Here is a 26,378-nt window from a genome sequence, read left to right as displayed (position 1 = left end):
GCCGCGGCGGCGAACGCGCCGGTCGCGCACAGCCGCGCGATGAGACGCGCAGGCCGGGCGCGGCGGAAAACTCAGGGGCGGTACGGACGCAGACGCTCGGCCTGCAGCCGCGCCAGGGTGTCGACGCGCTCGTTCTCCGGCTGGCCGGAGTGGCCCTTGACCCACTTCCAGTCGATCGAATGGCGCTGGCTGGCCGAGTGCAGGCGTTCCCACAGGTCGCGGTTCTTGACCGGGTCGCCGCCGGCGGTCTTCCAGCCGCGCCGCGCCCAGTTGCCGATCCACTCGGTGATGCCCTTGCGCACGTACTGCGAGTCGGTGGTCAGCACCACCTGGCAGGGCTCGGTCAGCGCTTCCAGGCCCATGATCGCGCCCATCAGCTCCATGCGGTTGTTGGTGGTGTCCGCTTCGCCGCCGGACAGCTCGCGCTCGTGGCCCTTGTAGCGCAGCAGCGCGGCCCAGCCGCCGGGACCGGGATTGCCGAGGCAAGCGCCGTCGGTATGGATGGACACGGTCTTGTCGGCGCCCGAATCGGTTTGGCTCACGCAACGCTACTCATGGGGAACGGCCGCGCATTATCGCCAGTTTCTCGGGCGGCTGTTGTTCGAAGCGGCGACTGCGGCGCGACGGTTCGCGGCGCGAGCGGCGCCGACCCGGCCGCTGCCGACCCCGGGCCGCACTGCCGCACGCGCCGCCGACGCTCAGTCCGCGCCGTCCTCGCGCTCGCGCGCCGCGGCCGTGCCGCGCTGGGCGGCGGCGTCGCGCGGCACCAGCCCGGTCTGCCAGCGCAGTTGCTGCAGGCGCGGCGGCGGGATCGCCGCGTGCACGCGCTTGGTCAGGGTCAGCGCGACCCCGGCGCGCAGCACGTCGGCGGCGCCGACGCCGACCTCGCCGTGCGCCTCGCGCCAGCGCGGGCCCAGCCATTGCAGGCTGACCGGGTCGGCGGCGAAGCCCGAGCTGCGCAGCGCCGCCTGCCAGTGCCCGGCATCGCGCGCGCGCAGGCCGCTGCGCGCCCAGCGCAGCCGGTACGGGCTCCAGGGATTGAGCGTGGCCAACCACAGCCGCCCGCCCGGGGCGAGGATGCGCGCGCATTCGCCGAGCAGCGGCAGCGGGTCGGCGCCGTCGTCGAACACGTGCTGCAACAGCACCGCGCCGAACGCCTCGCTGGCCAGCGGCAGCGGCAGGCGGCAGCGCACGGCGCCGTCGAAGCCGTCGACGCTGCGCCGCAGCGCCACCCCGCGGCCGTGCGGCGGCGAGGCCGCGGCGACCCCGAACCAGGCCCACGGCAAGGTCGGGCTGGCGGCCAGCACCCGCGCCATCGCGCCGGATTCGACCTCCAGCAGGCCGTGGCCGGAGACCTCGCCGAACCAGCGCAGGGCCTGGCCGGGACCGGTCGCGGCGCCGGGTCGCGGACCGGGGTCGGGTTGACGTCCGTGGGACAGCGCGGGCATGGTCGCCTCTCGGTAGGGGGCCGGGACCGCAAGGGCGGGTCCGGAGCCGAGCGATGGATACAGCGGGAACACTACGGTAAGACCACCACGGTGCCGGCGCGAATCGCCTCCGGCGCCGCCCAGCCTACTGCGGCGGCGTCCCCGCCGCGCGTGCGCCAGCGGAACCGGCGCTGCCAGGAGAACCGGTTCGATGCGGCTGCTCGCCTTGCCCGCCCTCAGCGACAACTACATCTGGGCCCTGTCCGGCGACGGCGGCGCCCTGATCGTCGACCCGGGCGAGCCCGGGCCGGTGCTGGCCGCGGCCGCCGAGGGACTACGCCCGGCCGCGATCCTGCTGACCCACCACCACCCCGACCATATCGGCGGAACCGCGGCGTTGCTGGAACGTTGGCCGCAGATGCCGGTGTATTCGCCGCACGACGAGCGCATCGCCGAAGCCACCGAGCGGCTAATCGAAGGCGCCCGCTTCGACGCCGCCGGGCACGCCCTGCGGGTTATGGAAGTGCCCGGCCACACCCGCAGCCACATCGCCTATGTGCTCGACGCCGGCCCCGACGGCGACCCGGTGGCGTTCACCGGCGACACCTTGTTCAGCCTGGGCTGTGGCCGCCTGTTCGAAGGTACGCCCGCCCAAATGCTGGCCTCGCTGAGCCGGCTGGCGGCCCTGCCCGATCCGACCCGGATCTGCTGCGGCCACGAATACACCCTGTCCAACGCCGCGTTCGCGCGCGTGGTCGAACCCGACAACCCGGCGCTGCAACGCCGCTACCAACAGGCCCAGGCCATGCGCGACGCCGGACAACCGACCCTGCCCAGCCGCCTCGCCGACGAGCGCGCGGCCAATCCGTTCCTGCGCAGCCGCGAGCCGGCGGTGATCGCCGCGGTCGCCGCGCGCCTGGGCCGGGCGCCGGCGGACGAGGTCGAGACCTTCGCCGAATTGCGGCTATGGAAGGACGGGTTCCGCGCGTGAGCGGGCCCGGCCACAGCGCGCCGGGCGCGGGCGACGCCGCCGCGCCCCGGCGCACGGCGGCATCGGCTGCACGGCCGCCGCGCCGGGCGCTGTTCGCCGCCCTGGCCGCCGGCCTGTGCTGGCTCGCCGCCGCGCCCGGCGTCGCGTCCGCCGCCGACGCGCCGGCCGGCGCCGATGCCGCGACCCGCAACGGCCGCGACATCTACCAACGCTTCCGCGACGGCCTCGCCGACCCGAGCTGCGAACCCGGCGTCAGCGCCCGCTGGCGCCAGCACTTCGCCAACGCGCCCAAGCGCCTGGCGAGCAAGGACGACGACCTGCTGCCGCTGTTCGGCTACGTCGTCGACGCCCTGCGCGAGAACCACCTGCCGACCGAATACGCGCTGATCCCGTTCGTCGAAAGCGGCTACCGCCCCGGCGCGCGCAGCGCCGCCGGCCCGGCCGGGCTGTGGCAGATGATCGCGATGACCGCGCGCAACCACCGCGTACCGATGCGCGAAGGCTACGACGGCCGCCTGTCGCCGGTGGAATCGACCCAGGCCGCGGTGCGTTACCTCAAGACCTTGCACGGCATGTTCGGCGGCGACTGGCGGCTGACGGTGATGGCCTACAACGCCGGCGAGTACCGCGTGTTCAACGCGATCAAGCGCGCCGGCGTCAACATCGCCGACGCCCGCCACGACCAGCTGACCGGCCTGTCCGACATCACCACCGCCTACGTGCGCAAGCTGCACGCGCTGTCGTGCCTGATGGAACAGGCCGACGACCGCGAGGAATGGCTGAGCGCGCTCGATCGCCCGGTGCCGCGGCTGGCCGCGGTGACCGTGCCCGACGGCGTCGACAGCGTCGGCGAATGGGCCGCGCGCACCGACCAGGATGCGGCCTGGCTGCAACGCCTGAACCCGGTGTTCGGCGACGGCCGCATCGGCCGCCCCGGCGGCCGCCGCGCGCCGTTGCTGGCGGTCGCCGCGACCGCGGTCGGCGCGCCGGCGGCGACGACGCCGGAACTGGCGACCGCATCCGGCGATTTGCCGCCCGCCGATGCCAACGCGAAGACCGCCGCCAACGCCAGATCCGCCGACGCGGCGAAATCCTTGGCGAGCGCGAAACCGGGCGATGCGGGCAAAGGCGACGCCAAGACCTTCGCCAGTGCCAAGCCGGGCGATGCGGCGAAGATCGATGCCAAATCCCTCGCGGCGAACCCGTCGGGCGACGCGGCCAGGAACGATTCCAAGCCCGTCGCTGCGAACAAGCCCGGCGATGCGGCGAAAGACTACGCGAAGCCGATCGCCTCGGCGGCGTCGCGCGACAACGCCGCGTCGACCTTCGGCTCCGTCGACGACGACCGCCCGGCCGAAGCCGCGGCGCGCCCGGCCAAACCGCAGCGCGCGCAGGCCGCCGCCGCGCCGCGCAAGCACACCGTCGGCCGCGGCGAGAACGCGTGGACCATCGCCAAGCGCTACGGCGTGCGCGCGGCCGATCTGCTCAAGCGCAACGGGCTGGCCGCCAATGCGGTGCTCAAGCCGGGGCAGTCGCTGTTGATCGATTCGCCGGCGGGCAAGCGCAAGTAAGCGCCGTCCAGCCCGGCGACGAAAAGCCCGGCATCGCCGGGCTTTTTCGTTATTGCGGCGAACGCGTCGATCCTCTGGCGCTACAACGTCCGCGCGTGTGGGAGCGACTTCAGTCGCGACGCTTCGCGCTCGGACGTCGCGGGCCGGCGCAAAAGCCCCGTGGCCGAAACACCGCCCACAACGATCCCGGCGGCGGCGATCGTCGCGGCGTCGCAGGGATTACGAAACCGCCGCCGCTTCGGTCGCCTTCGCCTTGCGCGACGGCCACAGCATCGCCACGATCGTCACCGCGCCGAGCAGCCAGCTGTAATGCACGTTGCCGACCAGTTGCAGCGGCGACACCTTGCTCAGCGACGCCGCCAGCAGGATCTGCGCGCCGTACGGCAGCACGCCCTGGGTCACGCAGGCGAAGATGTCGAGCACGCTGGCCGCGCGCGCCGGCGGCACGCCGTGCTGTTGCGCGACGTCGCGCGCCAGCCCGCCGCTGATCAGGATCGCCACCGTGTTGTTGGCGGTGAACACGTCGGTGGTCGCCGACAGCGCGGCGATGCTGACCTCGCCGGCGCGGCGGCTGCGGTGCCCGCGCGCGAACTTGCCGATCACCTGGGCCAGCCACGCCAGCCCGCCGGCCGCCTTCATCAGCGCGCCGAGGCCGCCGACCAGCAGCGACAGCAAGGTGATCTCGACCATGCTCTCGAAGCCGTCCCAGATGTGGGTGGTGTAGGCGGCGAAGCCGAAATCCTCGGCGAAGAACACCCCGAACAGGCCGGCGATGACCAGCCCCAGGCTCAGCACGATGATGACGTCGACGCCGGCGATGGCCAGGCCGAGCACGATCAGGTACGGCAGGATCAGCCACGGCGACACCGGGTCGGGCGTCTGCACCGGCGCGGTTTCGCCGAGGAACCCGAGCAAGATCAGGGTGCCCAACGCCGCCGGCAGGGCCAGCTTGAGGTTCTCGCGGAACTTCTCGCGCATCGTGCAGCCCTGGGTGCGGCTGGCGACGATGGCGGTGTCGGAGATCACCGACAGGTTGTCGCCGAAGGTGGCGCCGCCGATGACCGCGCCGAGCACCAGCGCGCGGTCCAGGCCCGACGCGTCGGACACGCCCAGCGCGATCGGCGCGACCGCGGCGATGGTGCCCATCGAGGTGCCCAGCGACAGCGAGATGAAGCCCGCGACCACGAACAGCGCCGGCAGCAGCAGCGCCGGATGCACGTTGCCGACGCCGAGCGCGACGATCGCGTCGACCGCGCCGATCGCCTTGGACACTTCGACGAAGCCGCCGGCGAGCAGGAAGATCAGGCACATCAGCACGACGTTGTGGTCGCCCATGCCGTCCAGCAGCGTTTGCAGCGGCTTGATCCCGCGCCGCCAGGCGATGAACGCCGCCAGCGCCAGCGCCGGCAGGATCGCCACCGGCGCATGCAGCTGGTAGAAGCCCATCGCGTCGCCGTGCGCGGTGAAGTACAGCCCGGCGCCGAAGAACAGCGCCAGGAACAGCAGCAGCGGGGTCAGGGCCAGGGCGCTCGGGGCGATCGGCGCGCCCGGGCGCGGGGAGTCATTCATCGCTTCATCCAGATGGATTTGAAAACCGTGCGATTTTGCAGTGCAGCACACAGTTCTGTCGAGTGCCGGGGGTGGAATGCTGTGGCGGGATAAATGCTGACTGGGGCGCCGGAGGCCCTCATCCGGCCCTTCGGGCCACCTTCTCCCGCTAGCGGGGTGAGGGGCGCGTTTGCGAGCCACTGGCTCGCGCGCCACCGAACGCCCGAACGCTGTGCGTTCGGGCCGGGGAACGGGCCAGCCAGATGCTGCGCAGGGTGGCTGCCCTCATCCGCCCCTTCGGGGCAGCTTCTCCCGCAAGCGGAAGAAGGGACAGCAAGCGACGCACCTGCTTGAAGCCCCTCTCCCGCTTGCGGGAGAGGGGTTGGGGTGAGGGCCGCCCCATCCCCAAAAACAAACAGGGCGCCCGAAGGCGCCCCGTCGAAACCACCGCGGCCGCTTGGGCCCGCGCGGCTTCAGATCACCACGATGCAGCGGCCGTACTTGTCGCAGATCGCATACGTCTGCCAAAACCCGTCGTCGCACATGTAGATGCGCGAGCTGTTGTCCGAGTTGTACTCGCGCACGCGCTGGCCCTGATTGGCCGCGGTGCAAGTGCCCGGCGCCGGAATCGCCGCGACCGTGCCGGCCGCGCCCATCAGCGCGATCGCCAGCAGCGCCAACACCCGGCCTTTCATCTTCCTGATCTTCATTGACCTTCCTCGATGCGAACCTGACCGCCGGAATGCGGGGTCGCCGCCGCTTGCGCGGCGATGCACAGGAACAGGCGCGGCCCCTTCGGACAGTCGACGGCGACCTGTCCGATCTCGCCGCAGGAGCCTAGCGCCGCGCGCCGCGCACGGGCGTGCGGCGCGCCGCAAAAACGAACGGGGCGCCCTGAGGCGCCCCGTCGCGGTGCATCGCTGGCGTCGCGTCGGCTCAGGCGGCCGCGCGGCCGGCGATGGCCTTGGCGAACGACATCGTATTGCCGTCGCCGCCGAGGTCCGGGGTCAGCGAATCCTTGGCTTCGAGCGTGGCGATGATCGCCTCGCGCAGCTTGGTCGCCTTGTCCGGCTGGCCGAGGTGGTCGAGCATCTGCGCCGCGCCGAGCAGCAAAGCGCACGGATTGGCGATGCCCTTGCCGGCGATGTCCGGCGCCGAGCCGTGCACGGCTTCGAAGATCGCCGCATCGGTGCCGATGTTGGCGCCCGGCGCGAGGCCGAGGCCGCCGACGAGGCCGGCGCACAGGTCGGAGATGATGTCGCCGAACAGGTTGGTGGTGACGATGATGTCGAACTGCTCCGGACGCATCACCAGCTGCATGCAGGTGTTGTCCACGATCATCTCGTTGCACTGGATGTCGGGATACTGCTGCGCCACTTCGCGCGCGGTCTTCAGGAACAGGCCCGAGGTCGACTTCAGGATGTTGGCCTTGTGCACCACGGTGACCTTCTTGCGGCCGGTCTTGCGGGCCAGGTCGAAGGCGTAGCGGACGATGCGCTCGGAGCCGCGGCGGGTGATCTTCTGGGTCAGCATCGCGGTCTCGCCGTCTTCCGACAGGGTCTGACCTTCGCCGATGTACGCGCCTTCGGTGTTCTCGCGCACCGTGATCAGGTCCACGCCCGAGGGGAAGCGCGACTTGGTGTTCGGGAACGACTTGGCCGGACGCACGTTGGCGTACAGGTCGAAGCGCTTGCGCAGTTCGACGTTGATCGAGCTGAAGCCTTCGCCGACCGGGGTGGTCAGCGGGCTCTTGAGGGCGATGCGGTTCTTGCGGATCGAATCCATGGTCGCCGCGGGCAGCAGCTCGCCGTGCTTTTCCAGGGCGACGAGGCCGGCGTCGGCGAACTCGTAGCTCAGACCGACGTTCATCGCGTCGAGCACGTGCAGGGTGGCGTCCATGATCTCCGGGCCGATGCCGTCGCCACGGATGACCGTAATCGTTTGCGTCATGAGGGAATTCTTCCAGCAGTAGGGCGGGCGCCGGCGCTGTGGCCCGGCGCACGAATCGAACGGTGTTAACCGCACAATTATGCCGGAAGCGGCCCCGGCCTGCATTCGCGGCCGTACTGGGCCGGGCCGGATCGCGGTGAACGGGGCCAACCCGCCCGATTGAGTGAAGCCCGGCCGCCGCCCCTGTAGGAGCGGCGCAAGCCGCGACCGCGCCATTGCGGCTGCGACGCAAGCCCGAAGCGCCCGGGTCTTCCAAAACCGCGAGACCGGCGTGGCGCCGGTCTGCGGGAGTTTCGTAGTAGTTGCGCTGGCGCGGTCGCGGCTCGCGCCGCTCCTACAAGGGCTCAGCCGTGGTCGTGGGCGGCGGGCGCCGCCGATTCGCCGGCTTCGAGCTGGTCGAGGAAATCGACCGCGCGGCGCAAATGCGGGATCACGATCGAGCCGCCGACCACCAGGCCGACCGAGAAGGTCTCGAACATCTCGTCGCGGTTCACCCCGGCTTCCTTGCACTGGGCGACGTGGTAGCTGATGCAGTCGTCGCAGCGCAGCACCAGGGACGCGACCAGGCCCAGCAGCTCCTTGGTCTTCACGTCGAGCGCGCCGGCCTGATAGGTCTGAGTGTCGAGGGCGAAGAAACGCCGCACGACCTGGTTGGGCTCGGCCAGGATGCGTTCGTTCATGCGCTTGCGGAACGCGGTGAATTCGGCGACGCGGTCCTTCTGCGCCTGCTCGTCGGCGCCGCTCATGCGCCACCCGCGAGCAGGGGCTCGAGGCCGCCGGCGCGGTGCAGCGCCATCATGTCGTCGTAGCCGCCGACATGGGTGTCGCCGACGAAGATCTGCGGCACGCTGGTGCGCTTGGTGCGCGCGACCATCTTCTCGCGCTCGGCCGGATCCAGGTCGATGCGCACCTCGCTCCAGGTCTGGCCCTTGCTCTTGAGGAAATTCTTGGCGGCGACGCAGTACGGGCAGATCGCGGTGGTATAGATCACGATCGCCGGCGTCGGGGTGGAGGCGGTGTCGCTCAAAACGGTTCTCCGGAAACTTCGGGAAGGGGCTGGTGTCGGATATGGACACTCGCCGGGGCAGTTTAAAGCGTGCCGGTGGAACGCAGTCCGTCGCGGCGCAATACGCTTGCGTCGGGTCGCGGGCGCACGGCAGGGTGGCGCGGGCGGACGCGGTGGGCGAGGTCGCGGCCGGAATTAACCGCGGGTTCACGCCCTCGTCGCCGCCCGGCGGCATCCTGCCGGGGCCGCTGCGGCGAGACGCTCGACCCCGTACCGGCCGCCGTAACGTTGATCCTGTTCCGCCCGTCTTTCCGCATCCGCCCGCGCGGACGCCACCGAGGAATCCCGCTTGCGCCGCATCGCCCTGCTCACCGCCGCCGTCACTCTCGCCCTGGGCAGCGTCTGCGCCGGCGCGCAGGAGAGCAAGCTGCCCGACATCGGCTCCTCGGCCGGGGAACTGCTGACCCCGGCCAAGCAGCGCGAATACGGCTCGATGATGCTGGCGCAGCTGCGTCACTACGACTACCTGCTCGAAGACCCGCTGATCGACAGCTGGCTCGACACCCTCGGCACCCGCCTGGCCGCCAACAGCGACAAGCCGCGCCAGCCTTTCACCTTCTTCATGCTGCGCGAGCGCCAGATCAACGCGTTCGCGACCCTCGGCGGCTACATCGGGGTCAACTCGGGCCTGGTGCTGACCGCCGAGAAGGAAGACGAAGTCGCGGCGGTGCTCTCGCACGAAATCGCCCACGTCACCCAGCAGCACGTGCTGCGCGGGGTCGAGCGCGCCCAGCGCGACCAGTTGCCGATCCTGCTGGCGATGCTCGGCGCGATCGTCGCCGCGCAGAGCGCCGGCGGCAATTCCAGCGACGACGCGACCATGGCCGCGATCACCTCGGGCCTGGGCCTGATGCAGCAGCGCCAGATCAACTACACCCGCTCGAACGAATCCGAAGCCGACCGCATCGGCATCCAGACCCTGTACCGCAGCAACTACGACACCGGGGCGATGGCCGGCTTCTTCCAGCGCATGCAGCTGGCGACCCGCAGCAACAAGGCCAACTGGTACGGCGAGACGCCCGATTACCTGATGACCCACCCGGTCACCACCACCCGCATCAGCGAAGCCAAGGAGCGCGCCGAGCAGATCGCGGCCAAGAACAGCATCACCGCGATCACCGCCACGCCGAACGCGACCCTGGTCGAGCGCATCCCGAAGACCCCGTTCACCCTGCCGCCGAACGCGGCCGGCACCGACAATCCGCTGCTGCCGAACGGAATCAAGCTCAGCGACGCCGGCCTCAGCGCCGGCGGCACCGGCGTGTTCGAGTACGCGCGCGAGCGCACCCGGGTACTCAGCGCCAATTCGCCGCGCGATGCGCTGCGCGAGTACGAAAAGCTCGGCCTGGACACCGACGCCAAGCGCTACGGCCTGGCCCTGGCGCAACTGCGCGGCAACCAGACCGCCGCCGCCAGCGACACCCTGACCGAACTGCTGCGCAAGCATCCCGGCCAGCTGTGGCTGAGCCTGGCGATGGGCGAAGCCGAGGCCCAGGCCGGCAAGCACGCCGCCGCCGACGCCCGCTTCGACAGCCTGCTGCGGCAGAGCCCGAACAACCGCGCGGTCGCGCTGAGCTACGCCAAGGTCCTCAACGACCGCGCCACCGCCGCCGCCGGCCAGCGCGCGCAGGCGGTGCTGCGGCCGCTGCTGGGCGCGTATTCCGACGACCCGCTGCTGCAGCAGAGCTTCGCTCGCGCCTGCGAGATCGCCGGCGACAAGGTCCGCGCCGGCGAGGCCTACGCCGAAGCCGCCTACCTGCGCGGCCGGCCCGAGCAGGCCCTGGTCCAGCTCAACAACCTCAAGCGCCAGCCGGACCTGGACTACTACGCCCGCGCCCGGATCGAGGCGCGCATCGCCGCGATCACCCCGACGGTGCTCGAACTCAAGCGGCAGGGCGTGCGGGACGAGGATTTGCGCAAGCAGTAAGGCCGCGCCGGGCGCGGGCGCCACGGGCGCCGCTACGGCAGCGATGGGGACCAAAATGCGGCCGGGGCGATGCACTGGCGCAACACACAGGGAACGCACGATGGTCTTCGGCTGGTTCAAGAAGAAGCAAGACAGGCCGGCCGCACGCGCCGCCGAACCGGCGCAGGCCGCCCCGGCGCTGGACGACGCGATCCACGCGCAGATCAAGCGACTGTGCGCTCAAGGCGACGAACTAGCGAAGGACGGGCACTTTGCCGAAGCGCTGGACCGGTATTGGCAGGCCTTCGACCTGTTGCCTGAGCCGAAGACCGACTGGGACGCAGGCACCTGGATACTCGCCGCCGTCGGCGACGCCAACTTCCTCGCCGGCGACTTCCAGGCCGGGCGCGACAATCTGACCACCGCGATGCATTTCCCCGAGGCGATCGGCAATCCATTCCTGCACTTGCGGCTTGGCCAGTGCCAGTTCGAACTCGGCCATCTGGACCGGGCCGCGGATGAGCTGGCCCGGGCGTACATGGGCGGCGGTGCGGAGATCTTCGCCGAAGATTCGCCCAAGTACTTCGATTTCCTGAAAACCCGGCTGCGCCCACCGGCATCGGGGCAGTGGTGAGCGCCCGAGGGTGTCTGAGGACGCTCTCGCTCCGCGCACGCGACCCGATCCGCGACACCTTGCAGACCGCTGTCCGCGGGCGTGGCATTCCGCCGGCTTGACCGGATCGGCCGATTTCGCGGATCGCCGGGTGGGTTTGCCCCTTCGTTGCGTCTGAACCAAGGCAGCCCGGCCTCGGCCGGCGCGACCATACGGCGCGATATCGAACCGTCCGGCCGCAGCGCTGCGCCTAGCCCGAATACAGGCCCGCCCGGCGTCCCGAAACGGTCGCCGCGCCGCCGCGTGGCTGCCACGGCGATGTAACCTGGCCGCCAAAGTCGCCACGTCGCCGATCTCGCGCCGAACGCTGCCGAAATCCCCGCCCGCCGACGCAAGTCCCCGCCCCGCTTGGGCGATCGCGCCCGCCCGTGCACACACGGGCGACAAGGCCTGGGGGACAATGCCGCCCGTCCCGTGTCATGGGTACGTCATAAAACGGTAGTGTACTGGCGCGGTTTCAGGGACGAACCCCTCCCCGCCTCCCCTCGGTGACCGTGTGCAGAAGCGCATCCTGATAGTCGAAGACGAACCCGCCATCCGCGACATGGTGTCCTTTGCCCTGCGCAAGGGCGAATACGATCCCGTGCACGCCGGCGACGCCCGCGAAGCCCAGGCCGCGATCGCCGACCGCGTGCCGGACCTGATCCTGCTGGACTGGATGCTCCCGGGCACCAGCGGCCTGGAGCTGGCCCGGCGCTGGCGCAAGGAATCGCTGACGCGTGAGATTCCGATCATCATGCTGACCGCGCGCGGCGAGGAGAACGACCGCGTCGGCGGCCTGGAAGCCGGCGTCGACGACTACGTCGTCAAGCCGTTCTCGGCGCGCGAGCTGCTCGCCCGCATCCGCGCCGTGCTGCGCCGTTCGCGCGAGGACGACGAGGACGGCAGCGTCGGCGTCGGCCCGCTGCGCATCGACGGCGCCGCCCACCGGGTGTTCGCCCAGGTCGACGGCGGCGACCAGCCGGTCCAGATCGGCCCGACCGAGTACCGCCTGCTGCATTTCTTCATGACCCACCCCGAACGCGTCTATTCGCGCACCCAACTGCTCGACCATGTCTGGGGCGGCAGCGTGTACGTGGAGGAGCGCACCGTCGACGTGCACATCCGCCGCCTGCGCAAGACGCTGGAGCCGCACCGGCTCGACGGCATGGTCCAGACCGTGCGCGGGGCGGGCTATCGTTTTTCTGCCTCACTCGCCGCGTAAGCTGAGGGCATGCCACCGCGCGCACGCTCCGCCTGGTTCCGTACGCTCGGACAGCTCGCCCTGATCCTGGTCGGCGCCGCCGTACTCGGCATCCTGGTCGGCTATCCCTGGCCCATCGTCACCGCCGCCGCGATCGGCGTGGTCGCCTGGCATTACTGGCGGCTGCGCCGGGTCTTGATCCGGCTGACCGCGCGCCAGCGCCTGACCCCGCCGCTCGGCGAAGGCATCTGGAACGAACTCGACCGGCTGCTGCACCGCAGCCAGGCCGAGATGCGCGGGCGCAAACGCCGCCTGATCGAAATGCTGCGCGCCTACCGCGCCGCCGCGGCGGCGATGCCCGACGCGATCGTGGTGGTGGAACGCAACAGCCAGCGCATCCAGTGGTTCAACGAAGCCGCCACCGGCCTGTTCGGCCTGCGCTATCCGCGCGATATCGGCGGGCCGGTGGTCGACCGTTTGCAGCCGTTGCAGATCTCGCACTGGCTCGCGTCCGGCCGCAACGCCGAGCCGCTGGAAGCGGCCTCGCCGTGGAATCCGGCGGTGACCCTGAGCCTGCGCCTGATCCCGTACTCGGAAAACCTGTGGCTGCTGGTCGCGCGCGACGTCAGCCGCATGCTCCAGCTCGAACAGATGCGCCGCGACTTCGTCGCCAACGTCTCGCACGAGCTGCGCACGCCGCTGACCGTGGTCCACGGCTATCTCGACATGCTCGACCCGGAGGAACACCCGGACTGGGCGCCGATGCTGGCCGAGATGCAGCGCCAGTCGCAGCGCATGACCCAGTTGGTCGAAGACCTGCTGACGCTGTCGCGGCTGGAGTCGCAGGACAGCCTGCCGGCCGAGGAAAACGTGTCGATGTCCTCGATGCTGGCCACGCTCAAGCGCGAGGCCAATGCGCTGAGCCAGGGGCGGCACGAGATCGCGATGGACGATCTGGCCGGCGTCGACCTGTTCGGTTCGAACAAGGAACTGCACAGCGCGTTCTCGAACCTGGTCGGCAACGCGATCCGCTACACGCCCGCCGGCGGCACCATTCGCATCCGCTTCCGCCCCGAAAGCGCCGGCATCGTCCGCGGCGCGGTGCTGGAGGTGATCGACAGCGGCTACGGCATTCCGGCCGCGCACCTGCCGCGCATCACCGAGCGCTTCTACCGCGTCTCGACCAGCCGTTCGCGCGAGAGCGGCGGCACCGGCCTGGGCCTGTCGATCGTCAAACACGTGCTGCACCTGCATCAGGCGCGCCTGGAAATCGCCAGCGAAGTCGGCCGCGGCAGCACCTTCGCCTGCCACTTCATCCCCGAGCGCATCCGCCGCCGCGACCTGTACGGCGACGCTCAACACGATACCCTTCCCGACGCGCTGCCCTGAGCGGGCAGCTTCGAATTTAGGACGCAACGCAGCGCCATGAACGCGATGACCGAAACCTCGCTCGAAACCGACCCGCTGCGCGACCCCTCGCTGTACTTCAACCGCGAACTGTCGCAACTGGACTTCAACTTCCGCGTCCTGGCCCAGGCCCAGGACCCGCAGGTGCCTCTGCTGGAGCGCTTGAAGTACCTGTGCATCTCCTGCACCAACCTCGACGAGTTCTTCGAGATCCGCGCCGGCACCCTGCGCCACGCCCAGGACCTCGGCCTGGCCCCGGGCCCGGACGGGCTGGCGCCGCAGACGGTGCTGTCGCGCATCCACGACCGCGCCGCCGAGCTGGTCCAGGCCCAGTACGAATGCTGGAACGACGTGCTGCGCCCGGCGCTGCAGGACAACGGCGTGCGCGTGCTCGGCCGCAACTCCTGGAACGCGCGCCAGACCCGCTGGCTGCGCGCGTACTTCCGCGACGAGATCATGCCGGTGCTGTCGCCGCTGGGCCTGGATCCGGCGCACCCGTTCCCGAAGATCCTCAACAAGTCGCTCAACATCGTGGTCGTGCTCAAGGGCAAGGACGCGTTCGGCCGCGCCGGCAACCTCGCCATCGTGCGCGCGCCGCGTTCGCTGCCGCGCATCATCCAGATGCCGGAGAACGTCTCCGGCGGCCAGCACGACTTCGTGTTCCTGTCCTCGGTGCTGTCGGCCTTCGTCGACGAGCTGTTCCCGGGCATGGAGGTCAAGGGCGCGTACCAGTTCCGCGTGACCCGCAACTCCGAGCTGCTGGTCGACGAGGAAGAAGTCGACAACATCGCCCTGGCCCTGCGCGACGAACTGGTCGGCCGCGGCTACCTGCGCGCGGTGCGGCTGGAGATCGCCGAGCAGTGCCCCAAGCCGATCGTGCGCACCCTGCTGGAGAATTTCGACCTGCCGGAGAACGCGGTCTACCGCATCAACGGCCCGGTCAACCTCAACCGCGTGATCCAGGTCTACGATCTGGTCCAGCGCCCGGAGCTGAAGTTCCCGCCGTACCAGCAGCGCGTCGCGCCGGGCGTGGACACCATCTTCGACACCGTCGCCGACGGCGACATGCTGCTGCACCATCCCTTCGATTCGTTCGCGCCGGTGCTGGAGCTGATCCGCCAGGCCGCCGAAGACCCGAACGTGCTGGCGATCAAGCAGACCCTGTACCGCGCCGGCAAGGATTCGCCGATCGTCGAACAACTGGTCCAGGCCGCGCGCAACGGCAAGGACGTGACCGTGGTGGTCGAGCTGCGCGCGCGCTTCGACGAAGAAGCCAACCTCGGCCTCGCCGACCGCTTGCAGGAAGCCGGCGTGCAGGTGGTGTACGGCGTGGTCGGCTACAAGACCCACGCCAAGATGCTGCTGATCGTCCGCCGCGAGGGCCGCAAGCTCAAGCGCTACGTCCACCTGGGCACCGGCAACTACCACAGCGGCACCGCGCGCGCCTACACCGACTTCGGCCTGATCACCGCCGACCCGGACATCGGCAACGACGTGCACCTGATCTTCCAGCAGCTCTCGGGCCTGGCGCCGTCGCTGAAGCTCAAGTGCCTGCTGCAATCGCCGTTCACCCTGCATGCCGGCGTGCTCAAGCGCATCGACCGCGAGACCAAGCACGCCCGCGCCGGCAAGCCCGCGCGCATCGTCGCCAAGATGAACGCCTTGAACGAGCCGCAGGTGATCCGCGCGCTGTATCAAGCCTCGCAGGCCGGCGTGCAGATCGACCTGATCGTGCGCGGCGCCTGCACCCTGCGCCCGGGCGTGGAAGGCGTGTCGGACAACATCCGCGTGCGTTCGATCGTCGGCCGCTTCCTCGAACACCACCGCGTCTATTGGTTCGCCAACGACGGCGCGCCGGACCTGTTCTGCTCCAGCGCCGACTGGCTCGAACGCAACCTGCTGCGCCGGGTCGAGACCGGCTTCCCGATTCTGGATTCGGAGCTGCGCAGCCGCGTCTACGAGGAAGCGCTGGCCAACTACCTGGCCGACAACCTCAATTCCTGGGAGCTGCAAAGCGACGGTCTCTACGCCCGGATCGCGCCCGCCGAAGGCGCGATGCCGCACTCGGCGCAGGCGACCTTGTTGGCTAAGTTGTGCGGATGACCGAAAATCCCGCGCATGAATAATCTTTTCCCGACCAGCCGCCTGCCGCTCGAAGACGGCGACCTGCTCGCCGCGGTCGACATGGGCTCGAACAGCTTCCACATGGTGGTGGCGCGTTACGTGCTCGGGCAGTTGCGCACCGTCGACCGGCTGCGCGAGACCGTGCGCATGGCCGAGGGTCTGGACCGCAAGGGCGGGCTCGCCCCCGAGGTGCGCCAGCGCGCGCTGGAATGCCTGTCGCGCTTCGGCCAGCGCATCCGCGACGTGCCGCCGCAACGCGTGCGCGCGATCGCCACCAACACCGTGCGCCGGCTGGCCGCGCCGCAGGCGTTCCTGATGCCGGCCGAATCGGCGCTGGGCCACGCCATCGAAGTGGTGTCCGGCCGCGAAGAGGCGCGCCTGATCTACCTCGGCGTCGCCCACGCGCAGCCGTCCAAGCCCGGCGAGCGCCGGCTGGTCATCGACATCGGCGGCGGCTCCACCGAATGCATCGTCGGCGCCGGCTTCGAGGCGATCGAGCGCGAAAGCCTGCAGGTCGGCTGCATCGCCAGCACCCGCCGCTTCTTCGAAAACGGCAAGCTGTCGAAGAAGAAGTGGCGCGACGCGCTGACCGAAGTCTCGGCCGAGTTCCAGCAGTTCGCCGGCACCTACCGCGCGCTGGGCTGGCACGAGGCGCTGGGTTCGTCGGGCACCAACAAGGCCATCGGCGAGATCTGCGCGGCGATGAAGCTGACCAAGGGCGCGGTCACCGCCGAAGCCCTGCCGCATCTGCGCGACAAGCTGCTGCAGGCCGACCGCATCGACGCGATCGACCTGCCCGGCCTGTCCGCCGACCGCCGCCCGGTGATCGCCGGCGGCATCCTGATCCTGGAAGCCGCCTTCAACGTGCTCGGCCTGCAGCGCATGGCCATCAGCAAGGCGGCGATGCGCGAAGGCGTGCTCTACGACATGCTCGGCCGCGGCGGCGCCGACGACCCGCGCGACGCCGCGGTGGCCTCGCTGGTCAAGCGCTACGGCATCGACGAACAGCAGTCCGCGCGGGTCGAGGCGACCTTGCTGCGGCTGTTCGACCAGGTCGCCAAGGCCTGGAACCTCGACGCCGACGACCGCCTGATGCTGCAACGCGCCGCGCGCCTGCACGAGCTGGGCCTGGTGATCGCGCACAGCCAGTACCACGTGCACAGCTCGTACGTGATCGAGAACTCGGACATCTCCGGCTTTTCGCGCCAGCAGCAGCAGTTCCTCGCCGCGCTGGTGCGCACGCATCGCCGCAGCATCCCCAAGAGCGCGTTCGACGCCCTGCCCGACCGCCTGCTGGCCGCGGTGCGGCGCAGCTCGGCGCTGCTGCGCCTGGCGGTGCTGCTGCACCGCGCGCACGAATCCGACCCGATCCCGCAGCTCGACGCGCACGCCGACAACGGCACCCTGACCTTGACCGTATCGCGGCGCTGGCTCGACTCGCGGCCGCTGGTGCGCGCGGACCTGGAGGGCGAGCCGCAGGACATGGCGGGGCTGGGGATTTCGTTGAAGCTGTTGGCGAGCTGAGGCTCGCCGCAAGCCGCGCCGTCGCTCAGCCGTCGCCGCGCGCGGCCAGTAGTTCGACCATCTTCTCGCGCATCAGATACTTCTGCGGCTTGCCGCTGATCGTCATCGGCAGCTCGCCGACGAACTCGACATAACGCGGGATCTTGTAGTGGGCGATGCGCCCCTGGCAGAACCCGCGCACCGCGTCGGCGTCGAGCGCGGCGCCTTCGGCGAGGCGGATCCAGGCGCAGACCTCCTCGCCGAACTTCTCGTCGGGCACGCCGAACACCTGCACGTCGGCGATCGCCGGATGCAGGTAGAGGAATTCCTCGATCTCGCGCGGGTACACGTTCTCGCCGCCACGGATCAGCATGTCCTTGAGGCGCCCGACGATGCGGCCGTAGCCGTCGGCGTCGATCGTGGCCTGGTCGCCGGTATGCATCCAGCCGTCGGCGTCGACCGCTTCGGCGCTGCGTTTCGGGTCGCCCCAATAGCCTTGCATCACCGAATAGCCGCGGGTCAGCAGTTCGCCGACCTCGCCGCGCGGCACGGTGGCGCCATGCTCGTCGACGATGCGCACTTCCACGTGCGGGTGCACGCGGCCGACCGAATCCACGCGCCGTTGCAGCGGGTCCTCGGGCACGGTCTGGAAGCTGACCGGGCTGGTCTCGGTCATGCCGTAGGCGATGGTGACCTGCTCCATGTGCATGCGCGCGACCACCTGCTTCATCACTTCGATCGGGCAGTTGGCGCCGGCCATGATGCCGGTGCGCAGGCTCGACAGGTCGAACTCGGCGAACTGCGGATGCTGCAGTTCGGCGATGAACATCGTCGGCACGCCGTGCAGGCCGGTGCAGCGTTCGGCGGCGACGGTCTGCAAGGTCGCAAGCGGGTCGAAGCCTTCACCGGGAATCACCATGCAGGCGCCGTGGGTGACGCAGGCCAGATTGCCCAGGACCATGCCGAAGCAATGGTAGAACGGCACCGGGATGCACAGCCGGTCGCGTTCGCTCAGGCGCATCGCCTCGCCGACGAAGAAGCCGTTGTTGACGATGTTGCGGTGGGTCAGGGTCGCGCCCTTCGGCGCGCCGGTGGTGCCGGAGGTGAATTGGATGTTGATCGCGTCGTGCGGCGACAACTGCGCGCCGACCTCGTCGAGCAGCGCGTGCGCGGCCGGGTCGTCGCAGGCCGCGACCGCGTCGAACGCGTGCGTTCCCGGCGGCGCCGCATCGGCGCCCATGACCAGCACGTGGCGCAGGTCCGGCAAGCGTTGCGCGCGCAGCAGGCCGGGCGGATGGCAGCCGAGTTCGGGCGCCAGCTCGCGCAGCATCTCCAGGTAGTTCGAGGTCTTGAACGACGGCACGATCGCCAGCGCGCGGCAGCCGACCAGATTCAGCGCGTACTCCAGCTCGTGGGTGCGGTAGGCCGGATTGATGTTGACCAGGATCAACCCGGCGCGCGCGCTGGCGAATTGCAGCAGCACCCATTCGGCGCGGTTCAGCGACCACACGCCGATGCGGTCGCCGGGGGCGAGGCCGAGCTTGAGCAAGCCGGCGGCCAGGCGCGTGACCGCCGCGTCGAACGCGCGCCAGCTCAAGCGCACGTTCTGCGGCGGCACCACCAGCGCTTCGCGTTCGGGCCAGGCGGCGGCGATGCGCGCGAGCATCGCGCCGATGGTTTCGTCGAGCAACGCCGGCGCGGACGCGCCGACGACATGGCTGAGGGCGGGATCGGGCGCGCTGCGGGTCTGGCTCATGCCGCGAGCATAGCCGCTCGCCGCGCCGAGCAAACGCCGTGGGCGTTCGCGTCCACGGCCGATCCGTGATTCGGATCAGCCATTCGGATCGCCGATCCGGGCCGGCGATTTGGATCAGCGATCTAGATCAGCGATTCAGGTCAGCGAATCAAAGCGAAGACCGCTTCGCCGCCTCCGCGCGCAACTGCGTCGCCCGCACCAGCACCGGCGGCGGGCTGATCTCCTCGGGAATGCGGAAGATGCCGATCTTGCGCAGGAACTGCCCCGGCCCGCGCGCGGAGGTGAAGGCCACCACCGGGATCGAGACGATCAGGCCGAGGATCACCGGCGACATCCACGCCGCCAGCGGCGGCGAAATCGCGTAGGCCATGCCGCCGATCAGCACGCCGAAAAGGGTCAGCCCGCCGTAGCTGCGGATCAGCCCCGACAGCGGCAGGCTGCCGTCGTCGCGGCGCTGCGATTCCCAGCCCGAGTCCTTGCCCGACAGCACTTCGGCGACGCCGCGCGATTGCAGGTACATGGTCACCGGCGCCATCAGCGCGGCCAGCAGGGTTTCGAAGATCATGCTGAAGAACGCGCGGATCGCGCCGCCGCAGCCGCGCCGGGTCTCGCGGTCGGTCAGCAGCGCCAGATAGGCCATGAACTTCGGCGCCAGCAGCACCGCCATCGTGGCGATGAACACCCACAGCACCCGGTCGGGATCCTGGTCGCGCCAGTAAGCGCTCGGCGAGAAGCCCGGCAGGCGGATGCTCTGCCAGCTGAAGTAATCGAGCTTGTCGAGCGGGATGATCAGGCCGATCAGCATCAGCATCGCCCACATCGGCGCGGTGAAGTAATGGCCGATGCCGATCATCAGATGCATGCGGCTGATCCAGTGCAGGCCCTTGGCCGGCAGCACCGCGGTGTGCTGCAGGTTGCCCTGGCACCAGCGGCGGTCGCGCACCAGCATGTCGGTCAGCGACGGCGGGCCTTCCTCGTAGCTGCCGACCAGCCCCGGAATCATGTGCAAAGCCCAGCCGCCGCGGCGCATCAGCGCGGCCTCGACGAAGTCGTGGCTGAGCACGGTGCCGCCGAACGGCTTGCGTCCGCGCAGTTCCGGCAGGCCGGCGTGATCGGCGAACGCGCGGGTGCGGATGATCGCGTTGTGGCCCCAGTAGTTGCTCTCCGCGCCGTGCCACCAGGCGATGCCGTAGGCGATCACCGGCCCGTACACGCGGCCGGCGAACTGCTGCATGCGCGCGAACAGGGTCTGGCCGTTGACGATCATCGGCAGGGTCTGGATCAGCGCCACGTCCGGATGCCGTTCCATCGCCCCGGACAGCTTCACGATGACCTCGCCGGTCATCAGGCTGTCGGCGTCGAGGATCAGCATCTGCGGATAGGCGCCGCCGAACCGGCGCACCCACTCGGCGATGTTGCCGGCCTTGCGCTCGGCGTTGTTCTTGCGCCGGCGGTAGAAGATCCGCGCATGGCCGCCGGTGCGTTCGCGCAGCGCCTGGAACGCGCGGATCTCGGCCTGGCGGATCGGTTCCTTGGTGGTGTCGCTGAGGATGAAGAAGTCGAACTGGTCGAGCTTGCCGGTGGCTTCGACCGATTCGTAGATCGCCTGCAAGCCGGCCATCAGCCGCTCGGGATCTTCGTTGTAGGTCGGCGCCAGCAGCGCGGTGCGCTGGCCCAGTTCCGGCAGTTCGCCGCCCTGCTTCAGCCCCATGCGCCAGCGCCGGCGCGACAGGATCAGGATGAAGCCGGCCAGCGAGCTGGTGAAGGCCAGCGCGATCCAGGCGAACAGGAACAGGAACAGCCCCAGCAGCGCGCCTTCGAGCACGCTGAGCCCGCCGACGTAGAGCACGCGCAGGATGTGGTACGCCGCGACCAGGGTCAGCAGCGCGGCGCCGCCGATCACGTACAGGCGGCGCAGGGCCATCCCGCGCGGCGCGGTCGGCAGCGGGTTGGACGACAGGCTGCCGGCCTTGAGCGACTGCACCGGCATCGCCATCGGCGATTCGGACGGCAGCGCTTCGTAAGGCGCGGTGGCGGCGGGACGTTGCGGCGGTGCGACAGTTGCGTTCATGCAGTCCAACGATAAAGCCAGGTTTCGGAAAGGGCACCGGAAGCGTCTTCCATGACCGCGCGCAGCTCGATCGCGCGCGTGTCCCCGGGGGTGAGTTGGAACGAAAGCCGCCAGCCGCCGGTGCCGGCGATGGCGTGCGCGGTGGCGTCGGTTACTTGTCCGGCCGAAGCCCAGACCACCGCGCGCGCCTGGGCGCCGGCGGGCAGTTTGGGCAGGCGGCCGCCGTCGAAGTCGAGCACGATCAGGCGCGCGCCGTTGGCGCCGGCGCCGATGCGCGTGCGCGAGACAGTAGCCAGCTCCGGCTTCCACGCATGCTTGGCGCACCAGTGCAGGCGGTAGTCGAAGCGGTGTTCGCGCCCGGCCGCCAGCGGCGCGCGCGGGCGCCAGAACGCGACGATGTTGTCGTGGTATTCGTCGCCGGTCGGGATCTCGATCAGGTGCACCGCGCCCTCGCCCCAGTCGCCGGTCGGCTCCACCCACAGGCTCGGGCGGCGCTCGTAATGGGCTTCGCTGTCGGCGTAGTCGGCGAACGCGCGCTTGCGCTGCATCAGCCCGAACGCGCGTGGGCGACGGTCCTGGAACGCGCTTTCCTGCACATTGGCCGGGTTGTGCAGCGGCCGCCAGATCTGTTCGCCGGCGCCGTTGAACAAGGCCAGTCCGTCGGAGTCGTGCACGGCCGGGCGGAAGTCGTCGACGCCGCGGCGGTCGGTGTCGTCGAAGTGGTACATGCTGGTCAGCGGCGCGATGCCGGCGCGGTCCAGCGTCACCCGCGGGTACAAACGCAGGGTGGTGTCGAAGGTGGTGTCGACGCCCGGGGTGACGACGAAACGCATCGCGCCGGCGGTGCTCGGGCTGTCGAGCAGCGCGTGCACGACGATCGATTTGGCGTTCTTCGCCGGCCGTTCGATCCAGAACGACACGAACGCGGGGAACTCCTCGCGGTCGCCGACGCCGGTGTTGAGCGCCAGGCCGCGCGCCGACAGGCCGTACAGCAGGTCGCGCGCGACGGCGCGGAAATAGCTGGCGCCGAGGAAGGCGCAGACTTCGTCGAAGTAATCCTTGCGGTTGATCGGCGCGTGCACGCGGAAGCCGGCGAAGCCCAGGTCGGCGTCCGCGGGCGGGCGCGGCGCCTTGCCGAAGTCGAACAACTCGCTGCGGTAAGCCACCGGCGCGGCGCGGCCGGCGTCGACCAGGTTCAGTTCGACCCGCTGCTTGAACAGGAACGCGCGGTGGAACAGCTGCAACTGGAACGGCAGGCCGTCGTTCTTCCACAGCGCCTGCTTCGGATCGAAGCGGATGTCGCGCCAGCGGTCGTAATCGACCTCGGCCAATCCGGCCGGCAGTTCGCTCGCCGGCGCGCGGTAAGGACGCGCCGCCAGCGCGCGCGCAAGCGCCGGCACGGTGTCGGCGTCGAAGGCCTGCGCCGGCCCGGCCGCGACCGCCCAGGACGGCCATGCGCCCGTCGCGGCCCAGGCGGCCAGCGGCAGGCCCAGTCCGGCCTTGATCAGTTCGCGTCGATGCAAGCAGTCCCCCTGGCGGATGGCGTGGAGCAGATGAACGCGGCGATTGTAGGGACAGGCTTGTTAACGAAGCGGAAGCTGCGCGATCGCCGGCGATGCCGCGGTATTGCGCGAAGACTATTGACGGATCGCGACAAAACCGGCGAACGCGCGGCGTTTCGTGACGGCGGCCGGATGAAAACGGTTCCGGAAAACGATTACCGGCTGCGGTCATGCCTGCGTCATGCGCCGGCAACCGCAGGGACACGGCGCGCGCACAAGATTGCGCAAACCGGGAGCCGCGGCATGCGCTACGCGATCGTCACCGAGACCTATCCGCCGGAAATCAACGGCGTCGCCCTGACCGTCCACGGTCTGGAGCAGGGTCTGCGCGCGCGCGGCCACGAGGTCGGCGTGGTGCGCCCGCGCCAGGACGCCGACGGCCAGGGCGACGGCGCCGATCACGAACTGCTGGTGCGCGGCCTGCCGCTGCCGCGCTACCCCGGCCTGCGCTTCGGCCTGCCCTGCGCCGCGCGGCTGCGCCAGGCTTGGTCGGCGCGCAAGCCCGATGCGATCTACGTCGCCACCGAAGGCCCGCTGGGCTGGTCGGCGCTGAAGGCGGCGCGCGCGCTGGCGATTCCGGCCGCGACCGGCTTCCACACCCGCTTCGACGAATACATGCGCGACTACGGCGCGCCGTTCCTGGTCGGCACCGCGCTGGCGTGGATGCGCCGCTTCCACAACGGCGCCGACGCGACCCTGGTGCCGACGCGCGAGCTGGCGCAGTTCCTGCGCTCCAGCGGTTTCCACGACGTGGTGCGGCTGCCGCGCGCGGTCGACACCGCGCTGTTCGAACCCTCGCGCCGCGACCCGGCGCTGCGCGGCGAATGGGGCGCGAACGACAGCACCCTGGTCGCGATCTACGTCGGCCGGATCGCGCCGGAGAAGAATCTGGACCTGGCCGTGCGCGCGTTCCGCGCGCTGCAACAGCGCCGTCCCGACGCGCGCTTCGTCTGGGTCGGCGACGGCCCGGCGCGCGAGAAACTGCAGCGCGACCATCCCGACTTCGTGTTCTGCGGCGTGAAGCGCGGCGAGACCTTGGCCGCGCACTTCGCCAGCGGCGACCTGTTCCTGTTCCCCAGCCTCAGCGAAACCTTCGGCAACGTGACCCTGGAAGCGATGGCCAGCGGCGTGCCGACGGTGGCGTTCGACTACGGCGCCGCGCACGAACACCTGCGCGACGGCGAACACGGCGCGGCGCTGCCCAGCGGCGACGAGGCCGGCTTCATCGCCGCGGCCGCGCGCATCGCCGAAGACGACGCGCTGCGCGCGCGCATGGCCCGCGCCGGCCGCGAGGCGATCGGCGGCCTGCGCCCGCAGCAGGTCGCCGCCGATTTCGACGCGGTGCTGCACGGCCTGGCCGACCGCAGCGGCATGCCGCTGCGGCTGAGCCAAGAGTCCCGTCCCGACAACAAACCCGAGCAGGAGGTCGTATGAACCGGTTGCCCTTGCGCAAGCGTCTGATCGCCGGCGAATCGGGTTGGTGCCTGCGCGCCAACCGGCTCGGCGAACGCAGCGGTTCGCGCGCGTACTTCGCCGCGGTCAGCCGGCTCGGCGACGGCGTGTTCTGGTACGCGCTGATGGCGGTGCTGGTACTCGCCGACGGTTACGACGGCCTGCGCGCCTCCGCGCATCTGGCCGCCACCGGCGTGATCGCGCTGGCGCTGTACAAGCTGCTCAAGCGCTGGACCCGGCGTCCGCGTCCGTTCGCGTCGGACCAGCGCATCCATGCCTGGGTCGCGCCGCTGGACGAATTCAGCTTCCCCTCGGGGCATACCCTGCACGCGGTCGCCTTCAGCCTGGTGGCGATGGCGCATTACCCCGCGCTGGGCTGGATCCTGGTGCCGTTCACCGCGTCGGTGGCGGCGTCGCGGGTGGTGCTGGGGTTGCACTATCCCAGCGATGTGCTGGCGGCGACGGTGATCGGCTCGACCTTGGCGGGGATTTCGCTGTGGTTGGTGCCTGGGGTGTCGTTGTTCGGTTGAGGTTGCGCGGCAGTTGAAGTGTCGCGGTCGCGGCTCGCGCCGCTCCTACATGGGCTACCTGTAGGAGCGGCGCGAGCCGCGACCGTGATCGCTCACGCTCGCCGCGTGGCCTATTTCTGCTCGCCCCACTGCGCCATCTGCGCCCGCACCAACGCCGGCTTGCACTGCCCGACCCAATCGCGATCGTTGGCCACCTGCGCGCGTTCGCGGCTGGCTTCCAACGCGGCGAAATCCAGATCGGCGAACGCCCACGGCTGCGATCCCCGAGTGTGCGCAAGCACGCCGTCGGCCGGCAGGCCGTGGTCCATCGGCGCGTACACCGCCGCCTCGCCGGTGTTGGTGTCCAGCGCCGGGCTCCACAGCGCTTCGCCCGCGGTCACCGCCTGGGCGACGAAGGCGCGGTTCTCCAGCGCGCGCGCCAGGCAGCCCACGCGCACGCGGGTCGCGCCGGCGTCGGTGTCGGTGCAGCTCGGCGCGATCAGCAGCTTGGCCCCGGCCTCGCATTGCGCGCGCACCGGCAGCGGGAACTCGATGTCGTAGCAGACCGCGATGCCGGCACGCTGGCCGGCCAGTTCGAAGGTGCGCAGCGCGTCGCCGGGCTCGATCACCCCGGCCTGCTTCTCGAAACCGGTCAGTTGCAGCTTGTCCTGCCACACGCGGCCGCCGTCGGGCGCGAACGCGTAGCTGCGGTTGCGGTAGCGGCCGTGGCCGGGGTCGTAGAGAAAACTGCCGGCGACGATGTGCAGGCGCAGCTCGCGCGCGAGCAGGCCGAACAGGTCCAGCCACGCGCCGTGGTACTGCTGGGTCGCCACCAGCGAGGCGTGCAGGTCGCCCTGGGTCGCCGCGCCGAAGGTCGCGCCGAGTTCCAGCGACAGGTATTCGGGCAGCACCGCCAGTTGCGCGCCGCCGTTGCGCGCGGCGCTGAGCCACTGCGCCTGCTTGTCGGCGAACTCGGCGAAGTCGCGCGGCGCGCCGATGCGGTATTTCGCTACGGCCACTTTCATCGCGCGCGCTCCAGCGGCCGCAGCCAGAAACTCAGGGAATGCTCGCGCTCGCCGCGGGCGACCTCGTTCCAGGCCAGCTTCGCCACCAGTTCCGGACGGTGGGTGTAGCCACGCTTCTTCCAGAACCCCTCGTTGCCGCGGTGGAACGCCGGCCGGCGCGGATCGCCGGGGTCGCGTTCGACCGCGCAGAACGTGGTCCAGCGGTATTCGCCGAACGCGCGCGCATGCGCTTCGCGCAGGTCGAAGAATCGGTGGCCGACGCCGCGGCCGCGGTACTCGGGCAGCAGCACCGACTCGCCGCAATAGAACACGTGCTCGGGCTGGACCAGATGGCCGTCGAAGGCGGCGCGGATCTCGGGCATCTCGTCGATCAGCGGCAGGCCGGTGGAGGCGCCGACGATGCGCTCGCCGTCGAAGGCCAGCACCGCCACGCCGCGCCACGAGTCGCGGTACACCTGCAGATACTTGGCCTCGTAGGCGGCGTCGCCGTCGTACAGGTAAGGCCATTCGCGGAACACCGCGATGCGCAGTGCGGCGATCGCGTTCAGGTAGGGCGCGATCTCGGCGCCGGTGTAGCTGCGCAGCGTGGGCATCGGTTTCTTCATCCGGCCATCTTAGGCAAAAGCGCGGCCCGGCGCGGCGGCGCGCGGGCAA

General features: G+C 70.3%; 22 protein-coding genes. 10 read left to right on the top strand and 12 right to left on the bottom strand.

From position 1 onward, the window contains the following. Positions 1-71 precede the first annotated feature (71 nt). Both rnhA and JHW38_RS24600 read right to left on the bottom strand, forming a co-directional pair. The gene (rnhA, locus tag JHW38_RS24605; RefSeq protein ID WP_207523892.1) at positions 72-542 is read right to left on the bottom strand and encodes a ribonuclease HI; all 471 of its coding nucleotides are present in this window, start codon (positions 540-542) and stop codon (positions 72-74) included. Between the two features lie 156 nt (positions 543-698). Beyond that, complete coding sequence (locus tag JHW38_RS24600) at positions 699-1,448, bottom strand: methyltransferase domain-containing protein (RefSeq protein WP_207523891.1); 750 nt, start codon at positions 1,446-1,448, stop codon at positions 699-701. Between the two features lie 190 nt (positions 1,449-1,638). Here JHW38_RS24600 and gloB point away from each other — a divergent pair, with 190 nt between their 5' ends. Next, a complete protein-coding gene (gene gloB / locus JHW38_RS24595) occupies positions 1,639-2,418 on the top strand; it encodes a hydroxyacylglutathione hydrolase (RefSeq protein WP_207523890.1) in 780 nt (259 codons plus the stop codon). Then, entirely contained in the window at positions 2,415-3,989 is a 1,575-nt protein-coding gene (locus JHW38_RS26125; protein ID WP_428995276.1) for a transglycosylase SLT domain-containing protein, read from the top strand. The genes gloB and JHW38_RS26125 overlap by 4 nt, the downstream gene beginning before the upstream one ends. 219 nt (positions 3,990-4,208) lie before the next feature. Here JHW38_RS26125 and JHW38_RS24585 read toward each other — a convergent pair whose 3' ends face one another. The 5 genes from JHW38_RS24585 to grxC all read right to left on the bottom strand — a co-directional run bounded on the left by JHW38_RS24585 (position 4,209) and on the right by grxC (position 8,514). Then, positions 4,209-5,558 carry a Na+/H+ antiporter NhaC family protein gene (locus JHW38_RS24585; RefSeq protein WP_207523889.1) on the bottom strand — a complete coding sequence of 450 codons (1,350 nt, stop codon included), beginning with the start codon at positions 5,556-5,558 and terminating at the stop codon, positions 4,209-4,211. A gap of 452 nt (positions 5,559-6,010) precedes the next feature. After that, the gene (locus JHW38_RS24580; RefSeq protein ID WP_207523888.1) at positions 6,011-6,247 is read right to left on the bottom strand and encodes a hypothetical protein; all 237 of its coding nucleotides are present in this window, start codon (positions 6,245-6,247) and stop codon (positions 6,011-6,013) included. A 226-nt stretch (positions 6,248-6,473) separates the two neighbouring features. Continuing rightward, a complete protein-coding gene (locus tag JHW38_RS24575) occupies positions 6,474-7,487 on the bottom strand; it encodes an isocitrate dehydrogenase (protein ID WP_207523887.1) in 1,014 nt (337 codons plus the stop codon). A gap of 344 nt (positions 7,488-7,831) precedes the next feature. Then, positions 7,832-8,233: a carboxymuconolactone decarboxylase family protein gene (locus tag JHW38_RS24570; protein ID WP_074863356.1), complete on the bottom strand. Its 402-nt coding sequence runs from the start codon at positions 8,231-8,233 to the stop codon at positions 7,832-7,834. Continuing rightward, positions 8,230-8,514, bottom strand: coding sequence for a glutaredoxin 3 (grxC, locus tag JHW38_RS24565; protein ID WP_207523886.1), 285 nt, complete (start codon positions 8,512-8,514; stop codon positions 8,230-8,232). Before grxC ends, JHW38_RS24570 begins: the two co-directional genes overlap by 4 nt. Before the next feature lie 328 nt (positions 8,515-8,842). On the opposite strand from grxC, the gene JHW38_RS24560 reads away from it, so the two are divergent. The 6 genes from JHW38_RS24560 to ppx all read left to right on the top strand — a co-directional run bounded on the left by JHW38_RS24560 (position 8,843) and on the right by ppx (position 17,370). Beyond that, on the top strand, positions 8,843-10,480 hold the full coding sequence (locus tag JHW38_RS24560; RefSeq protein ID WP_428995275.1) for a M48 family metalloprotease: 1,638 nt from the start codon (positions 8,843-8,845) through the stop codon (positions 10,478-10,480). A 100-nt stretch (positions 10,481-10,580) separates the two neighbouring features. After that, positions 10,581-11,093 carry a tetratricopeptide repeat protein gene (locus JHW38_RS24555; RefSeq protein WP_242691088.1) on the top strand — a complete coding sequence of 171 codons (513 nt, stop codon included), beginning with the start codon at positions 10,581-10,583 and terminating at the stop codon, positions 11,091-11,093. Between the two features lie 535 nt (positions 11,094-11,628). Next, positions 11,629-12,336: a phosphate regulon transcriptional regulator PhoB gene (gene phoB / locus JHW38_RS24550; protein ID WP_057946945.1), complete on the top strand. Its 708-nt coding sequence runs from the start codon at positions 11,629-11,631 to the stop codon at positions 12,334-12,336. 9 nt (positions 12,337-12,345) lie between these two features. Continuing rightward, a complete protein-coding gene (gene phoR, locus JHW38_RS24545; protein ID WP_207523885.1) occupies positions 12,346-13,704 on the top strand; it encodes a phosphate regulon sensor histidine kinase PhoR in 1,359 nt (452 codons plus the stop codon). 36 nt (positions 13,705-13,740) lie between these two features. Beyond that, positions 13,741-15,825: a polyphosphate kinase 1 gene (gene ppk1 / locus JHW38_RS24540; protein WP_207523884.1), complete on the top strand. Its 2,085-nt coding sequence runs from the start codon at positions 13,741-13,743 to the stop codon at positions 15,823-15,825. A 15-nt stretch (positions 15,826-15,840) separates the two neighbouring features. After that, entirely contained in the window at positions 15,841-17,370 is a 1,530-nt protein-coding gene (ppx, locus tag JHW38_RS24535) for an exopolyphosphatase (RefSeq protein WP_207523883.1), read from the top strand. A gap of 25 nt (positions 17,371-17,395) precedes the next feature. Here the strand turns inward: ppx and JHW38_RS24530 are convergent, their stop codons facing one another. From JHW38_RS24530 to JHW38_RS24520, 3 genes are all read right to left on the bottom strand, one after another. Further along, positions 17,396-19,105, bottom strand: coding sequence for an AMP-binding protein (locus JHW38_RS24530; RefSeq protein WP_207523882.1), 1,710 nt, complete (start codon positions 19,103-19,105; stop codon positions 17,396-17,398). 148 nt (positions 19,106-19,253) lie between these two features. After that, positions 19,254-21,176 carry a glucans biosynthesis glucosyltransferase MdoH gene (gene mdoH, locus JHW38_RS24525; protein WP_207523881.1) on the bottom strand — a complete coding sequence of 641 codons (1,923 nt, stop codon included), beginning with the start codon at positions 21,174-21,176 and terminating at the stop codon, positions 19,254-19,256. Next, positions 21,173-22,699, bottom strand: coding sequence for a glucan biosynthesis protein (locus JHW38_RS24520; protein WP_207523880.1), 1,527 nt, complete (start codon positions 22,697-22,699; stop codon positions 21,173-21,175). Before JHW38_RS24520 ends, mdoH begins: the two co-directional genes overlap by 4 nt. Positions 22,700-22,981: 282 nt before the next feature. Between JHW38_RS24520 and JHW38_RS24515 the strand changes: the two genes are divergently transcribed. After that, the gene (locus tag JHW38_RS24515; RefSeq protein WP_207523879.1) at positions 22,982-24,172 is read left to right on the top strand and encodes a glycosyltransferase family 4 protein; all 1,191 of its coding nucleotides are present in this window, start codon (positions 22,982-22,984) and stop codon (positions 24,170-24,172) included. Continuing rightward, positions 24,169-24,720, top strand: a complete 552-nt coding sequence (locus JHW38_RS24510) for a phosphatase PAP2 family protein (protein WP_207523878.1) — start codon at positions 24,169-24,171, stop codon at positions 24,718-24,720. Before JHW38_RS24515 ends, JHW38_RS24510 begins: the two co-directional genes overlap by 4 nt. 110 nt (positions 24,721-24,830) lie before the next feature. Here JHW38_RS24510 and JHW38_RS24505 read toward each other — a convergent pair whose 3' ends face one another. Then, positions 24,831-25,724, bottom strand: coding sequence for a carbon-nitrogen hydrolase family protein (locus JHW38_RS24505; protein WP_207523877.1), 894 nt, complete (start codon positions 25,722-25,724; stop codon positions 24,831-24,833). Next, positions 25,721-26,329: a GNAT family N-acetyltransferase gene (locus JHW38_RS24500; RefSeq protein ID WP_207523876.1), complete on the bottom strand. Its 609-nt coding sequence runs from the start codon at positions 26,327-26,329 to the stop codon at positions 25,721-25,723. Before JHW38_RS24500 ends, JHW38_RS24505 begins: the two co-directional genes overlap by 4 nt. Positions 26,330-26,378 lie beyond the last annotated feature (49 nt).

It is taken from the genome of Lysobacter enzymogenes (assembly GCF_017355525.1).
In the GTDB taxonomy this organism is placed as follows: Bacteria; Pseudomonadota; Gammaproteobacteria; order Xanthomonadales; family Xanthomonadaceae; genus Lysobacter; species Lysobacter enzymogenes_C.
This window is presented reverse-complemented; position numbering and strand designations above follow the sequence as displayed.

What these genes read in the sequence shown, in the direction of transcription:
- JHW38_RS24600 (WP_207523891.1), bottom strand. Translation starts at nt 1,448, where the DNA reads ATGCCCGCGCTGTCCCACGGACGTCAACCCGACCCCGGTCCGCGACCC.
- gloB (WP_207523890.1), top strand. Translation starts at nt 1,639, where the DNA reads ATGCGGCTGCTCGCCTTGCCCGCCCTCAGCGACAACTACATCTGGGCC.
- JHW38_RS24585 (WP_207523889.1), bottom strand. Translation starts at nt 5,558, where the DNA reads ATGAATGACTCCCCGCGCCCGGGCGCGCCGATCGCCCCGAGCGCCCTG.
- JHW38_RS24580 (WP_207523888.1), bottom strand. Translation starts at nt 6,247, where the DNA reads ATGAAGATCAGGAAGATGAAAGGCCGGGTGTTGGCGCTGCTGGCGATC.
- JHW38_RS24575 (WP_207523887.1), bottom strand. Translation starts at nt 7,487, where the DNA reads ATGACGCAAACGATTACGGTCATCCGTGGCGACGGCATCGGCCCGGAG.
- JHW38_RS24570 (WP_074863356.1), bottom strand. Translation starts at nt 8,233, where the DNA reads ATGAGCGGCGCCGACGAGCAGGCGCAGAAGGACCGCGTCGCCGAATTC.
- JHW38_RS24555 (WP_242691088.1), top strand. Translation starts at nt 10,581, where the DNA reads ATGGTCTTCGGCTGGTTCAAGAAGAAGCAAGACAGGCCGGCCGCACGC.
- phoR (WP_207523885.1), top strand. Translation starts at nt 12,346, where the DNA reads ATGCCACCGCGCGCACGCTCCGCCTGGTTCCGTACGCTCGGACAGCTC.
- ppk1 (WP_207523884.1), top strand. Translation starts at nt 13,741, where the DNA reads ATGAACGCGATGACCGAAACCTCGCTCGAAACCGACCCGCTGCGCGAC.
- ppx (WP_207523883.1), top strand. Translation starts at nt 15,841, where the DNA reads ATGAATAATCTTTTCCCGACCAGCCGCCTGCCGCTCGAAGACGGCGAC.
- JHW38_RS24530 (WP_207523882.1), bottom strand. Translation starts at nt 19,105, where the DNA reads ATGAGCCAGACCCGCAGCGCGCCCGATCCCGCCCTCAGCCATGTCGTC.
- mdoH (WP_207523881.1), bottom strand. Translation starts at nt 21,176, where the DNA reads ATGAACGCAACTGTCGCACCGCCGCAACGTCCCGCCGCCACCGCGCCT.
- JHW38_RS24515 (WP_207523879.1), top strand. Translation starts at nt 22,982, where the DNA reads ATGCGCTACGCGATCGTCACCGAGACCTATCCGCCGGAAATCAACGGC.
- JHW38_RS24510 (WP_207523878.1), top strand. Translation starts at nt 24,169, where the DNA reads ATGAACCGGTTGCCCTTGCGCAAGCGTCTGATCGCCGGCGAATCGGGT.
- JHW38_RS24505 (WP_207523877.1), bottom strand. Translation starts at nt 25,724, where the DNA reads ATGAAAGTGGCCGTAGCGAAATACCGCATCGGCGCGCCGCGCGACTTC.
- JHW38_RS24500 (WP_207523876.1), bottom strand. Translation starts at nt 26,329, where the DNA reads ATGAAGAAACCGATGCCCACGCTGCGCAGCTACACCGGCGCCGAGATC.